Annotated in this window: 12 protein-coding genes and 1 pseudogene; 2 read left to right on the plus strand and 11 right to left on the minus strand. The window is 64.8% G+C overall.

Annotated elements, in window-relative coordinates:
* The 9 genes and pseudogenes from AC0L3N_RS32675 to AC0L3N_RS32715 form a co-directional block, all read right to left on the minus strand.
* A partial coding sequence (locus AC0L3N_RS32675; RefSeq protein ID WP_473551715.1) for a hypothetical protein occupies positions 1-181 on the minus strand: 181 nt, incomplete at its 3' end.
* Positions 182-429: 248 nt separating this feature from the next.
* Positions 430-531, minus strand: a pseudogene (locus AC0L3N_RS32680) (BA14K family protein); the annotation flags it as partial.
* A gap of 140 nt (positions 532-671) precedes the next feature.
* Positions 672-821, minus strand: coding sequence for a hypothetical protein (locus AC0L3N_RS32685; RefSeq protein WP_023677295.1), 150 nt, complete (start codon positions 819-821; stop codon positions 672-674).
* A gap of 3 nt (positions 822-824) precedes the next feature.
* A complete protein-coding gene (locus tag AC0L3N_RS32690; protein ID WP_027155405.1) occupies positions 825-1154 on the minus strand; it encodes a DUF2934 domain-containing protein in 330 nt (109 codons plus the stop codon).
* Positions 1155-1271: 117 nt separating this feature from the next.
* The gene (locus AC0L3N_RS32695; RefSeq protein WP_473551717.1) at positions 1272-1934 is read right to left on the minus strand and encodes a BA14K family protein; all 663 of its coding nucleotides are present in this window, start codon (positions 1932-1934) and stop codon (positions 1272-1274) included.
* A 386-nt stretch (positions 1935-2320) separates the two neighbouring features.
* On the minus strand, positions 2321-3457 hold the full coding sequence (locus AC0L3N_RS32700; protein WP_473551718.1) for a KamA family radical SAM protein: 1137 nt from the start codon (positions 3455-3457) through the stop codon (positions 2321-2323).
* A gap of 166 nt (positions 3458-3623) precedes the next feature.
* Positions 3624-4928 carry a mechanosensitive ion channel family protein gene (locus tag AC0L3N_RS32705; RefSeq protein WP_473551720.1) on the minus strand — a complete coding sequence of 435 codons (1305 nt, stop codon included), beginning with the start codon at positions 4926-4928 and terminating at the stop codon, positions 3624-3626.
* A 413-nt stretch (positions 4929-5341) separates the two neighbouring features.
* Positions 5342-6964 carry an ABC-F family ATP-binding cassette domain-containing protein gene (locus AC0L3N_RS32710; protein ID WP_473551722.1) on the minus strand — a complete coding sequence of 541 codons (1623 nt, stop codon included), beginning with the start codon at positions 6962-6964 and terminating at the stop codon, positions 5342-5344.
* Positions 6965-7269: 305 nt separating this feature from the next.
* Positions 7270-7530 carry a hypothetical protein gene (locus AC0L3N_RS32715; RefSeq protein WP_473551723.1) on the minus strand — a complete coding sequence of 87 codons (261 nt, stop codon included), beginning with the start codon at positions 7528-7530 and terminating at the stop codon, positions 7270-7272.
* Positions 7531-7809: 279 nt separating this feature from the next.
* Between AC0L3N_RS32715 and AC0L3N_RS32720 the strand changes: the two genes are divergently transcribed.
* Positions 7810-8139 (plus strand): hypothetical protein, encoded by a 330-nt coding sequence (locus AC0L3N_RS32720; protein WP_123147867.1) that lies wholly within the window; start codon positions 7810-7812, stop codon positions 8137-8139.
* A gap of 633 nt (positions 8140-8772) precedes the next feature.
* Here the strand turns inward: AC0L3N_RS32720 and AC0L3N_RS32725 are convergent.
* Both AC0L3N_RS32725 and AC0L3N_RS32730 read right to left on the minus strand, forming a co-directional pair.
* Positions 8773-10791: an amidase gene (locus tag AC0L3N_RS32725; RefSeq protein ID WP_473551725.1), complete on the minus strand. Its 2019-nt coding sequence runs from the start codon at positions 10789-10791 to the stop codon at positions 8773-8775.
* A 171-nt stretch (positions 10792-10962) separates the two neighbouring features.
* The gene (locus AC0L3N_RS32730) at positions 10963-12603 is read right to left on the minus strand and encodes a WD40 repeat domain-containing protein (protein ID WP_473551726.1); all 1641 of its coding nucleotides are present in this window, start codon (positions 12601-12603) and stop codon (positions 10963-10965) included.
* 75 nt (positions 12604-12678) lie between these two features.
* Between AC0L3N_RS32730 and AC0L3N_RS32735 the strand changes: the two genes are divergently transcribed.
* Positions 12679-13143 (plus strand): GFA family protein, encoded by a 465-nt coding sequence (locus AC0L3N_RS32735; protein ID WP_473551728.1) that lies wholly within the window; start codon positions 12679-12681, stop codon positions 13141-13143.
* Positions 13144-13344: the final 201 nt, after the last annotated feature.

The following is a 13344-nucleotide window of genomic DNA, read 5'->3' on the forward strand; positions in this document are numbered from 1 at the left end:
CGCCTTCAACAGGAACAGGATCCGCGAAGCGGTCACTGCAAAGGTCTGTTGCGGTCCAATGGAAGGACGGCGTCATTCGAAGGAAGGTCCGTTTTCGGGACTTCGAACCCACTGGCGCGCTGAACTTGCCGAAGCGGTTTCTTCCGTCGTTGGCGGTGGGAACAATCGCTCCGTCAGCCACGTGTCCCAACCTCAGGATGGTCCGGAGTGGGTCAAAACAGGCCGTTCACGGATATCCGACTTCTCTGCATGCCGTGGCTTGAATAAAGACAGTCCTTAACCGAGGCATTTCTTCTCGATCTCGCGAATCCGCCACGCCTCACCGTCCCGCGCCTCGACATAGCACGGCCCGAGCGGCGCCTTCCCTCCGCCTTCCGGCAAGTCCAGCACGTAGTTTGCCTATGCCCGACAGGCGCGCGAGGCGCCTGCCTACTCGCACTGCCTGCGCGGGCCGCCGGAATAGGGTTGGTAGCTGTTATCTTCCGGCCGATAGGAGCGGTAGCGGCTGAAGCAATATTGCACGTGGTCGGGCGAAAGCTGGGCGGCGCCGGTTTCACCCGGCGGGACGTTGCCATCCGTTGGCGGCGTGTCGCTCGCCCCGACATAGCTGGCGCCATCGTCGGGAGCGGCGCGGTGATGCGCGGCTGCCTGGCAAGCGACGGCACGCCCCCTCAATGCCTCTTGAAATACTGCACCTCGCGTTCGTGCTTCTCCGCAGCCTCGCGGGTGTCAAACGTCCCGAGATTGCGGCGCTTGCCGGTCTTTTCGTCCTTCTTGCGCGAATAGAGGCGGTATTTTCCGTCTTTGAGTTTTCTGATCATCTGTCACTCCCCGAGCCGCTGCTTCCCCTTGAGGTTGCGCGCGGCTTGTTCGATCGCCGCCCGGTCGTTGCCCAGCCTGTCGATCAGCTCCTGCGCCTGTTCGCCCGATATTCCGGTGCGCACCGCCAGGGCCTCCACCGTCAAGACGTCGGAACTCGCGACCTCGCGGGTTTCCGGCAGGGCATCGCCTGCCGTCAGCGGCAGAGCTGCCTCCCTGTCGATCTCGGCCTCGGCCCGGTGCCAGTGCCGCTCGGGATCGCCATGGATCCCGCCTTCACGTTCCCAGATCTGGTATGCGCGCTCACGAATCTTGTCTTCCCGGTCATCGGCCATGTTGATTCCTCCATTGGGTATCGGATGAACGCTGCGGCAACGATCCAAGAAGTCTGCGTGATCGTTGGTCGCAAGGCGCCATGCACTGCGGCGGCCAACCCGCCACCCGCCCCTGCCCTACTCGCACTGCCTGCGCGGGCCGCCCGAGTAGGGCTGGTAGCTGTTGTCTTCCGGCCGATAGGAGCGGTAGCGGCTGAAGCAATATTCCACGTGGTCGGGCGGAAGCTGGGCGGCGTCCCAATACGATGCGCCCTCATCCGACGGGACGTCGCCATCCATTGGCCAAGTGTCGGTCGCCTCGACATAGCTGGCGCCATCGTCGGGAGGCTGTGCGGCATGGTCGGCCGCGCCGGCGTCGAGATAGGGCGAGATGCAGGGACGCGGCTCTCCGCTGTAGGATGTGTAGTGGTCGTCGCTTGGCCTGTAGGAGCGGTAGCGGCTTGCGCACCATTGCACATGGGCGGCGGTCATGGCCTGCTGCTCGTCCGTTGCCGGCTCGATGGAGCCGGTAACGGCGGGCGCCGAAGCTGCGGCATCGGCAGGTTTCGAGGTGCGGTCAACCGGGACCTTCGGGACCTCGCGGGCGGGAAGGCGCTCAAGACGCTGCGAAGCAGGGTCCACCTTCCGCGGCTCCCTGGGCCACAGTTCGGCGACGCTGGAGGTCGGGGCGGCCTGCCGCACCGGCTCGGCGGAAAGAATCCATACGGCGAACGCCAACCCGCTGGCGAAAACCGCCAGCGTCAGCGCGAAGCCGCCAAGTACCGCCGATAAAGCTTTCACCCTGCGCTCCTTTGCCCCGTCATCTCTAAATGCGAGGCATTGGATCCGGTTCCAACCAGGCGCGGCAGTTGGAGCTTCGCGCTCGAGGAAGGCCCCTCTCCGGCCGCTTCGCCGAGCCACCTCTCCGCCGCTTCACGGCAGGGCTTCGCAAGTGGCCCCCTCACCCGGATTGCCAACCGAATTGCGAAGGGCAATTCGGGACAATCCGACCTCTCCCCAAGGGGAGAGGAGCCAGTGCTGACGAGTCTCTGTTCTCCCCGGCGGGGAGAAGGTGGCCGCCCACGGGTCTTGCCTCCGGCAAGCCCGAGGACAGGCTCCGCGGCCGGATGAGGGGGCAGTTCTGATATGCGATGCCCTGCCCGCTTGCGGGGGCGAGAACCAAGGTTTCAGAGGTCGCCGACAAGCTCCGAATAGGTCCTCAGCTCGCCATCCTGCCCGCGAATCCGCCACGTCTCGCCGTCCTGCGCCTCGACATAGGACGGGCCGAGCGGCACTTTGCCGCCGCCGTCCGGCAGGTCCAGTACATAGACGGGGTTGCAGATGCCCGACAGGCGCGCGCGGAGCGCGCTGGCCAGCGCCTGTCCCTGGTGAATAGTGGTGCGCCGGTGCGCCATGCCGCGGGCGAGGTCGCCGTGGTGCAGGTAATAGGGTTTGACGCCGAGGCGGTACATCAGCTCCCGGCAGAGCTCCTCCAGCACCTCGACCGTGTCGTTGACGCCTTTCAGCAGAACGCTCTGGTTGAGCAGCACGAAGCCGCCTTGCCTCAACGTGCGGCAGGCCTGCTCGGCGGCATCAGTGATCTCCCGCGCGTGGTTGAAATGGGTGACGACCGTGACCATCAGCCGGCCCTGCAGGGCCTGAACCAGCCCTGATGTGACGCGCGAGGGCAGAGCGACGGGCACGCGCGTGTGGATGCGTAAGAGCCGCACATGCGCAACCGCCTCGATGCGGGCGCGGATTTCCGCCAGCGCCTTGTCCGGCAGCGACAGCGGGTCGCCGCCGGTCAGGATCACCTCGCGGATTTCGGGATGGGCCGCGATATAGGCGAAGGCCGGCTCCAGCGCCTCGCGTGAAAAACCCCGGCCGATCGAGGTCAGTGACTCCTTGCGGAAGCAGAACCGGCAATAGACCGCGCATTGATAGGTCGGGAACAACAGAACCCGGTCGGCATGGCGATGCGTCAATCGCGGCACCGGACTGAAGGCATGGTCGGCGATCGGATCGTCGAGCTCGCCTTCCTGCTCGGCCAGTTCTTCGGGCGACGGGATGACCTGCGCCCGGATGGGATCGGCGGGGTCGCTCCAGTCGATCAGGTCGAGATAGGCTTTTGGGATGCGAACCTTGTGGCGCGTGGCCGCGGCTTGAGCCGCCGCGCGCTCGGCTGGCGACAGCGGCAGCGAATCCAGATCGCGCACATGCCGCACGCCCGCGCGAACATCGTCCTGCCACGTGGTGTCGTCGTCGCTGGCGCACTCGTCATCGGCCGCCATGCCGGCGTCAGGGATGTCGAGGTGTGAGGTCATCGAAGGCTCCTTGAGTTCGGAGCTGGATACAGCATTGAAGCCAGGGCTTGAACCCTTGCTGGATGGCACGGAGGAAAAGGCTGCGCTCAGCGGCGAAGCTGCCAATCTCCCCCACAAGGGGGGAGATTGGCAGCTTCGGCACCGCGACCCTGCTGCACCCTACCCATCAGCGCCCGCGTAATTTCCCGGCGCCGCCATCCGGCTTCATGATGATCTCGCGATGCGGATAGGGGATGTCTATGCCGTTTTCCCTAAAAGTGTCCCACAGCGCCAGCAGTACCCTGCCGCGCACGTTGGTCAGACCTTGCTGAGGGTCGTGGATCCAGAAGCGCAGGACGAAATTGAGCGAGGACTCGCCGAAGTCCGTGAGCCAGCAGACCGGCCGCCGGTCCGCTTCGACCCGGCCGACGCTCATGGCGGCCGCTATCGCCAGTTCGCTGACCTTATGCGGGTCGGCGTCGTAGGAAACCCCGAAATTCACGTCGAGCCGCACAAGGTTGTCGCTGAACGACCAGTTGATGACCCTTTGGGTGATGAAGTCTTCGTTCGGGATCAGGAATTCGCGGCCGTCGCGTGTCACCACCGAGACGAACCGCGCCCGCAATTCGCGTACCCAGCCGAAGGTGCTTTCGAGCGAAATGGTGTCGCCCGGCTTGATCGACTTGTCGAGAAGGATGATCATGCCGGAGACGAAATTTGAAACGACCTTTTGCAGCCCGAAGGCCAGGCCGACGCCGACGGCGCCGGAGAATATCGTCAGAGCCGTCAGGTCGAGACCGACGGAAGACAGGGCGATGGCACCCGCCACCAGCACGAGGCCGATTTTTGCGACCTTGCCGACGAGGACGCGGATCGAGGGTGTCAGCTCTTCCGAGATCCGGACGCGCTCATCGATATACTTGCCGACGACCACCGCAAGCCAAACCGTGGCGATCAGCAGCAGCGCCGCTTTCAGCACCATGAGCGCCGAAAGGCGAACCGCGCCCAACGGTATTGCGAGGCTGTCCAGGAAAGCCGCAGCGTCGTCATCGATGCCCAGGATGACAAGCGCCGCATAGATCCAGGTCAGCCAGCCGAGAGCCCGCGCAACGAGGCGGTTGCGGATGATGCGCGACAGCACCGACGCGAACAGCCACGCGAGGGATAGCGAGAGCGCGATATAGATGAAATGGGTCCGGCTTGGCCAAGTGACGGCGCGCATGAGAATGAGCGCGGCAAGCAGGAAGACCGTGAACAGTATCCAGTCGGTGCGCCGCAAAAGGGCAACCACGACCCTCAACAGTCCGGGATGCCCCTTGATCTGGCGTGCCCGGTCCTCCACGAGCGGTTCGATGCGCTGCGCCGCGAGCTTCGCGACGAGGAAGAGCGTGACGATGATGGCAGCCTGATAGAAGAACCACGGCGTGACGGCGTAGTCGAACCATCGGCTGGCCCAGGCCAGCGATTCATCGATGGCGTTGCGAAAATCCATTCCCACACGACCGTTATGGACTGGCGAACAGCACATCCACAATGTCGCCGGCCTCGTGAACGGTCAAGCCGGCGATCGAGACGCCTTCAGCGCCCCCGCTCTGCGCCTCAGCCCCGCAGTCCCGGCGCCTCTGGCCGCGCTCGACATGTCAGCCGCCGCCACGGATGCCTTCTGGCGCCAGTTCCATCACCCGGTTTAAGCGCGCGGCCGGGAAGCGGCGGCCGGAAACATCCACCGATTGGAAACAGCCGCTGGAAACCGCTAACGCATAACATTAGCTTGCTCTTATATTAGGTTGGGCGTATGTATCTAAATGGCCGGTGATCTACCCCCCAACCGGTTAGGCTCGGCGCCAGTCCCGCCCCCCTCAGGCCAACGACGCCGAGCCGCTCGGTTTGCGCCTCACGGCAGGCTTAGCCCCGCAACCCCGGCGCTTCCTGCCCCGTCCTCTCGACATACTCCGTATAGCCGCCGCCATAGGGGTGGATGCCCTCCGGCGTCAGCTCCAGCACGCGGTTCGACAGCGCGGCGAGAAAGTGGCGGTCGTGCGAGACGAACAGCATGGTGCCCTCATATTGCGAGAGCGCTGTGATCAGCATTTCCTTGGTGGCGATGTCGAGGTGGTTGGTCGGCTCGTCCAGCACCAGAAGGTTGGGCGGGTCGAACAGCATCAGCGCCATCACCAGCCGCGCCTTCTCGCCGCCCGACAGCACCCGGCATTTCTTCTCGATCTCGTCGCCGGAAAAACCGAAGCAGCCGGCAAGCGCCCTGAGCGGCGCCTGGCCTGCCTGCGGAAAGGCGTCCTCCAGCGTCTGGAACACGGTGCGCTCGCCCTCCAGCACTTCCATCGCGTGCTGGGCGAAATAGCCCATCCTGACGCTCGGCCCGCGCGCCACTGTGCCGTTGTCCGGCTCGGAAGCGCCGGCGACCAGCTTCAGCAGCGTCGACTTGCCGGCGCCGTTGATGCCCATCACGCACCAGCGCTCGCGGCGGCGCACCTGGAAGTCCAGCCCCTCGTAGATCGAGCGGCTGCCATAGCCCTTGTGGACGTTCTTCAGCGTCACCACGTCTTCGCCGCAGCGCGGCGCCGGCTGGAAGTCGAACGACACTTTCTGGCGGCGCTTGGGCGGCTCGACGCGGTCGATCTTCTCCAGCTTCTTCACCCGGCTCTGCACCTGGGCGGCATGCGAGGCGCGCGCCTTGAAGCGCTCGATGAAGGCGATCTCCTTGGCCAGCATCGCCTGCTGGCGCTCGAACTGCGCCTGCTGCTGCCTGTCGGCGATCGCGCGCTGCTGCTGGTAGAATTCATAGTTGCCGGAGTAAGCGGTCAGCGAGCCGCCATCGATCTCGACCACCTTGTTGACGATGCGGTTCATGAACTCGCGGTCGTGCGAGGTCATCAGCAGCGCGCCGTCGTAATTTTTCAGGAACTGCTCCAGCCAGATCAGGCTTTCCAGGTCGAGATGGTTGCTCGGCTCGTCGAGCAGCATGGCGTCGGGCCGCATCAGCAGGATTCTCGCCAGCGCCACGCGCATCTTCCAGCCGCCGGAAAGTTTTCCGACGTCGCCGTCCATCATCTCCTGGCTGAAGCCGAGGCCGTCCAGCACCTCGCGGGCGCGGCCATCCAGCGCATAGCCGTCGAGTTCCTCGAACCGCGCCTGCAGGTCGCCGTAGCGGGCGATGATCGCCTCCATCTCATCGCCGCGATCGGGACCGCCCATGGCGGCTTCGAGATCGCGCATCTCGGCCGCCACTTCGCTCACCGGCCCGGCGCCGTCCATCACTTCGGCAACCGCGCTGCGGCCTTTCATGTCGCCGACATCCTGGCTGAAATAGCCGATGGTGACGCCGCGATCGACGGCGACCTGGCCCTCGTCGGGCTGCTCCTCGCCGTTGATCATGCGAAACAGCGTCGTCTTGCCGGCGCCGTTGGGGCCGACCAGCCCGACCTTCTCGCCCTTCTGCAAGGAGGCGGAGGCCTCGATGAAGACGATCTGCCGGCCGTTCTGCTTGCTGATGCTTTCCAGTCGAATCATACTTTTCACGCGTGCCCAAGGGATTTTCCCCGCGCCAATACGCGATAGGCCGCGCCTGCGGAAGCCCGCAAAGCATGAGGTTGCGTGCCAAATTGTCCGAACCGGGCTGATATATATGGCTGGTTGGCTGACCCTCCGGGACGTCCAATGGACATTCCGGAACCGTCCGGTCTCGAACTGATGACCTTCGGTTCCGGTCTCAGCTAGAGCGGATGCGTTCAAACTAAAACTGGCATCCCGCTCTATCTATTTGTTTTAGCCGCATTTCTACGGCGCCAAGTGATTCCACTTGGCTGCAAAACGCGCTAGAGCCGGACACCAGCTCCATGGTCGAGCCAGGCAATACGCTCACAGGCAATACTCTCAGGGGGATCAGCTCCTGCGGCTTCCGCGCCGGGCCTATAGGCCGCCCAGAGGAGGTAGACAAAATAGCCAACCTGCAAAACGATCAAGGCAATGATCATCCCGCCGGTCGCCTTCCAGATTGAACCCGTTGCCCAATAAGTCGAAATCGCCACGACAGACGACATGGTGAGGATGCCCACCAGGAACCGCAGGAGTTTCATGAATTCCCAAAGCCGTCCCGGAACTTACAACAGTCGAGACGCCTTCTCCCTACCCCAACACTCGTTACCCAATAACCCGTAACCAGCATCTCATTATTTTAGGGGTGGCGCAAGTACCATGTCGAGTAACGGCTGCGCCGGTACAACTTTTGGTTTACATTGGCTCCCGGTCCGGAAGGACCCACTGATCGTTCCGTTTGAGGTTCGAACCGAATAGCGGAACCTCAGATAGTGCCGGCAGTTTAGAAAGATGACCTCAAACACCGAAAGGAGGATGAGATGAAGACGCTTACCGCTATTTTGCTCGCCACCTCTATGATCGGCCTGAGCGCCGGCACGGCAAGCGCCACCTGCCATGAGACGACCGCATCGATCGAAGCTCAATCAGGCGTCGCAAAAGACGCAACGCGTGCGCCCCTCGAAACCGATGCGAATGCCGGCAACAGGGTAGAGGGCGGCCCGGCCAACAAGACCGGCAACACCATGCCGCTTGCCAACCAGGAAGCCGGTGGCGATAAAAACCTTGCCACCTCGCAGCAGGATGTCGAGGCGCAGCAGGAGGGCGAGAAGACAGCGGCGGCCAAGGCCGACCCCTGCAAGCCGGACTGACGCGGAAAAGCCTGCAGCACAACGCCGCACTGAATGCCGCCGATGGCGCCGAGATCAAGGCGGGCGAGCTGATAACTCTATTCAAGCCCGCCGCTTTGCTGTGCTTGGCGATGTAGGCTGCTGTCCAGCGAGCGTGGCGCCGTTTCTGCCCGATCTATCTGCGCAGCGAGCGCCGGAATTGCTCGTCGAGCCGCTGGAACTCGGCAAACAGCCTATCGCAGGCCCGGCGACCTGCTTCGCAGCGCATAGTCCGTTCTTGGTGCCAACTGCCTTGCCAATCCCTGCTGAGGCGTCTGCACGTTATGGCAGGGTAGGCCTGCTCGCTGGGTCTTGTGAAACTCCACTGCGTCAACTCGTCGGCAGAAACGAACAGTTCGAAGCGGGATGAAGCAGCAACCCGGCGCAGCGCTGGAGATGCCCTCACTCGCCTGATCAAATCAAGTGCGTCAGCACCGTGGAAACCGCACATCGTTGACGGCCCTTGTCCGTCGCGGTGAATGTCTTCGGCCAAGTTCTGAGCGTGCGAGTTGGCGTAGGTTGCGAGCATAATCGCGCCAATTGCAAGAGATCTTCTCATCCGAGCATTCCTATCGCCTGCTGTCTTCCGTCAGCATCTGTACTTGCAGCAGCCCCTCACCCAATCCCGCCTGTCACCGCGTGGGCGCCGGCGGCGCTCCCGTCCGCTAGCCGCACGACAGCAGTGACGATCGAGCCGTACGAGCCGCGCCAGACGCTGTGGATTCTCTCATGCTCTTTGGCCGGTACGACTGCACGCCCGGTGAAGTGCGCGCCGGTCCGCAGCATGCGAATGGGCTCGCCGTTGACATGGACTCTCACGCTGATCTCGGTTCCGGCCTCGCCATGCACATCAAGCGTGATGGTGATCTCGTCCTGATCATCCCCATGGCGCGTCTCGGCGGCAAGCGCGACGGTGAGCGGCGGCGCCTCGCCGGGCCGGCGGGCGGCAGGCCGGGCGAAAAAAACATCGTCGGGAAGTTCCGGCGTGCGCGGCGGGCGGGTGCGGCGCTGGCCAAAACGCTCGAAGTCGCCGGCCAGCCGAAGCAGCCTGGTGTCGTCATAAGCCTTGCCGGCGAAGGTGAGGCCGACCGGCATGCTGATATCGGCCATCGTGCCCATCGGCACGGTGACGGTCGGAATACCGAGATGGCGCCACACCAGATTGCCGTTGGCGACCCAGGTGCCGTTGCGCCACGCCAGCGCTGCGGACGCCTCGTTGACATCCGCATCGGCCGGTCCGACATCGGCGACGGCTGGAAACACCACCGCGTCGAGCCCTCGCGCGTCGAGCCAATCCTCGAAATCGATCCGCCGCGTCGCCTCCAGACCCTTCAGACCAGCCTCCAACTCGGGAATGGCCAGGAATGGGGTGACGCCGCGTTTGGCCCGCTCGACATATTCCGCCAGATCAAAACTGTCGCCATAGCGGTCCGGCAGCGTGCCCGGCGGCCGCGGAAAGATTTTTGGGCGGTCGACCGAGGAAAGATCGGGGATCGCGGGATCGTCATTGCCGCGCAGGAAATCGTCCCAGGCGAAGACGCACAGGTCCCATATCTCGCGTTCGGCGAATTCTTCCGGAACCAGCCGGCGATCGACCATGTTTTTTGTGCCCGGCCGGTCGCGCTCGTAGTTGGAGACGATGGGCAAATCGACCTCGACCACATCAGCGCCAAGCCGCCGCAGATCCGCTGCCGCCTGCTCCCACAGCTCCAGCACCGAGGCGCGGGTCTGGATCGGCACGTCAGCCTCCATATCGCGGCCGATATACATGCGGGGCACGCCGAGCCGCATGCCTTGCAGCGCTCCCTCCAGCTCGAGTCCGGCGTAGCGCGGCGGCCGCACGGCCGAGCTTTTTGGCAGCGCCACCCAGGGCTGCGCGCGCCAGAAATCGCCGGTGGTGTTCGGGTCGTCGGCGACGATCACGTCGAGCAGTTCGAGCATGTCGGCCACGCTGCGCGTATGCGGCACCACCACGTCCATCGTCGGCACCAGCGGCCAGTTGCCGCGCACCGAAATGACGCCGCGCGACGGCGCGTAGGCGACCAGAGCGTTGTTCGATGCCGGCGCGCGGCCGGACGACCATGTCTCCTCGCCAAGCCCGAAGGCGGCGAAGCTGGCCGCCGTCGCTGTCCCGGAACCATTCGACGAGCCCGACGCGAAGGCGGCGGTCAGGTATTCGGCATTGTAGGGGCTTTCCGCCCTTCCGTAGACGCCGCGCTGCATGCCGCCATTGGCCATCGGCGGCATGTTGGTCAGCCCGATCAGCACCGCGCCGCCGGCCCGCAGCCGCCCGATGGTGAAGGCGTCCTCGATGGCGACGAGATGCTCGAAGGCGGGCGAGCCGGCGGCGACCGTCAAGCCTGCTACTTTGTAGCTGTCCTTGGCGGTGTAGGGGATGCCGTCCAGCGGCCCGAGCGTCGCACCACTCCGGCGGCGCCGGTCGGACGCGGCGGCCTCCTCGAACATTTTCGGATTGAGCACGGGAACGGCGTTGAGAGCGATGCCATGCCCGTCATACCTGGCGATCCTGCGCAGGCAGGCGCCGACCAGCTCGACGCTGGTGACGGTGCCGGCCTCCAGCGCCCGCCGCAACTCCGCGATGGATGCCTCGACGATGTGGAGATTGGTCGCCATGTTCGGTCCCAACGCTTGGTCGAAGCGGTATTGGCCTCGAAAGCCGATGCCGTAAAGGGGTTTTGCGTAGGCGGCCGCGACAGCCGATCTCCCCCACGAGGGGGGAGATTGGCAGCGTCGGCGGCGGCGCTCCTTTCTGTAACGTCGAGCGTCGCGCGCCACCTTCGCACATCACTCCGGCGCGCCCGGGAACAGCGCCACCGCATCACCGCCAGCCGCCGGCCAGTCTCGGATGGTGCGGTCGTAGCCGCCGGTCAGCACTGTGCCGTCGGCGGCGAACGCCACGGCGTAGACCGGTCCGGACCGGCTGTCGAACAGCGCGGTCTCGCTGCCGGTTTCCATGTCCCACAGCCGTGCCGTGCCGTCGAGCGAGCCGGACAGCAGCCGCTTGTTGTCGGTCGACAGCGCCAGCGCATAGACCGTGCCCGAATGGCCCTCGAGGCGGCGGACTTCGCGGCCGGTGTCGAGATCCCAGAGCTTGATCGTATAGTCGCCGCTGCCGGTGATCAGATGATGCCCGTCGGCCATGAACACGATCCCATAGGGGCCGCGCTCATGCCCGTGCCAGCTGCGCAGCTGCTTGCCGGTGGCGATGTCCCATAGTTTTAGCGTGCCCTCGATACTGCCGCTGATCGCGCGTGTGCCGTCGGGCGAGACGGCGACCCCGCTGATCGACCAGTCGTGCCCCGGCATCACATGCAGCACCGAGCCTTTCTCGATATCCCAGACGATGACCCTGCCGGTGTCGTGCCCGCTGACGGCACGTTTGCCGTCCGGGCTGATCGCCAGCTTGTTGACGCCGCCGTTCTGGCCTGACGAGAAGACGTGCAGCACCGCGCCATCGGCGAGCTGGCGCAGCACGATCTCGCCATCGTCGCCCGCCGTCAGCGCCCGCGCCCCATCGGGCAGGAAAAGCGCGGTACGCGCCATGTCCTTGTGGACGCCAAGGGTGCGGATCAGGCGCTTGCCGTCGATATCCCAGAGTTTGATCGTGCGGTCGGTGCTGGCGCTCATGATCGAGTGACCGTCGGGCGCCACCGCCAGCCAGACGACGGGCTCGCGGTGGCCATCGGGCTGCGTCGGCTGCGGCGGCGGAGCCTGCGGCAGCGGCGCGACGGTCTGCGGTGGCGCGGCCGGGGCAGGCTCCGGCGGTGAGACAGGCGGGGCCAGCGCGACCTCGGATGGCGAGGCAGGAGTTGGCGGCTGTATCGCTTCCGGTTCCGGGGCCGGTGCGCTGGTGACGTCTTGGCCTTCCGGCGCGCTTGGCACAGTTTGCTCGGCGATCAGGCTTCTGCCGGCGTCCTGTGGCTGCCGCGACCAGGGGCCGAGCTGGTCGGCCACCAGAGCGAGCACGGCGAGGAACGGAACGACGGCAAAGAGCCGCCGCAGGCGTGGTCGTCCGCCGGGTTGCGTTTCGGCGCCCCTGCCGAACAGAGGCGTCTTCGGATCGTGCGTCGATCGGCCCGGCAACAGGCCGGCCCAGAACAACAGGGCTGCAAGAGCTGAGACAACACCCGCCGCGCCGAAAAAAGCCAGGCGCACCGACGCGAAGCCTTCGCCGGCGCCCTCGCCGCCCAGCGCAAAATACACGCGTGTGAAGCAGAGCATGCCGATCGCCACCAGCAGCACCGCGAGCAGCCTGTCGGCAATCCTGTTCATCGGCCCCCCCTCGCGCCGCTGTTCGCTTCGCCCGCAATGATGCAGGTCGGCGCCGGGCTTGTCGATGCCCGGTTCAATTCCGAAGATTACCAGCGAAACAGCGAGCGCAAAACGCTGGCCTGCGCCAAAGCGCTCGATATGGCCTGGCGACACTCTCGGTCGCCGCAATGTTGCCCGGTCGCGCGCTAGAATCGCTCGGCAGGGCTCAAGACCGATCGAGGCCAAATGATGGATGAGTGGAAATTACCTTGGGACGGCGGCTGCCTGTGCGGCGGGATACGCTTTCGGATAAGTGCGCCGCCCTTGCTTACAATGGCCTGTCATTGCACCGGTTGTCAGAAGCTGAGCGCGAGCGCTTATTCCCTGACCATGGCCGTGCCAAGCAACGGCTTCACCGTTACGCAAGGCGAGCCGGTGGTCGGCGGCATGCATGGGCCGCACCGGCAACTCTATTGCCCGCATTGCAAGAACTGGATGTTCACGCAGCCGCACGGCCTGGACTTCTTCGTCAATGTCCGCGCAACCATGCTCGACGAGCACCATTGGTACGTGCCCTTCGTCGAGGTTTTCACGTCGGAAAGGCTGCCCTGGGCAACGACCGCCGCCAGCCACAGCTTCGCGACCCAACCCGACCTTGAGGGACATGCGCCTTTGATCGAGGCCTTTGCGCGCGAAGCGGCGCGACCGGTGTGACTGGTTGCATGAAGGGATAAGATTGGCGAAAGCGCTAATGACGGCCAATCTCCCCCCTCGTGGGGGAGATGTCCGGCAGGACAGGGGGGGCGCTGTCCCGCCGGCCTGTCAACCATTCGTAGCTACGCCCGCAGACTGGTTCCTGGTTGAGAATGAGTTAGAGCAAAGGCTGGCGATCCTTCGCGCCCCCCTCTGCCCTGC

The organism is Mesorhizobium sp. WSM4807 (assembly GCF_055811615.1).

Bases quoted from the DNA above. Each gene is read 5' to 3' on its own strand.
- AC0L3N_RS32705 (WP_473551720.1), bottom strand. From the start codon at position 4,928: ATGGATTTTCGCAACGCCATCGATGAATCGCTGGCCTGGGCCAGCCGA.
- AC0L3N_RS32720 (WP_123147867.1), top strand. From the start codon at position 7,810: ATGAAGACGCTTACCGCTATTTTGCTCGCCACCTCTATGATCGGCCTG.
- AC0L3N_RS32725 (WP_473551725.1), bottom strand. From the start codon at position 10,791: ATGGCGACCAATCTCCACATCGTCGAGGCATCCATCGCGGAGTTGCGG.
- AC0L3N_RS32715 (WP_473551723.1), bottom strand. From the start codon at position 7,530: ATGAAACTCCTGCGGTTCCTGGTGGGCATCCTCACCATGTCGTCTGTC.
- AC0L3N_RS32735 (WP_473551728.1), top strand. From the start codon at position 12,679: ATGGATGAGTGGAAATTACCTTGGGACGGCGGCTGCCTGTGCGGCGGG.
- AC0L3N_RS32700 (WP_473551718.1), bottom strand. From the start codon at position 3,457: ATGACCTCACACCTCGACATCCCTGACGCCGGCATGGCGGCCGATGAC.
- AC0L3N_RS32690 (WP_027155405.1), bottom strand. From the start codon at position 1,154: ATGGCCGATGACCGGGAAGACAAGATTCGTGAGCGCGCATACCAGATC.
- AC0L3N_RS32710 (WP_473551722.1), bottom strand. From the start codon at position 6,964: ATGATTCGACTGGAAAGCATCAGCAAGCAGAACGGCCGGCAGATCGTC.
- AC0L3N_RS32685 (WP_023677295.1), bottom strand. From the start codon at position 821: ATGATCAGAAAACTCAAAGACGGAAAATACCGCCTCTATTCGCGCAAG.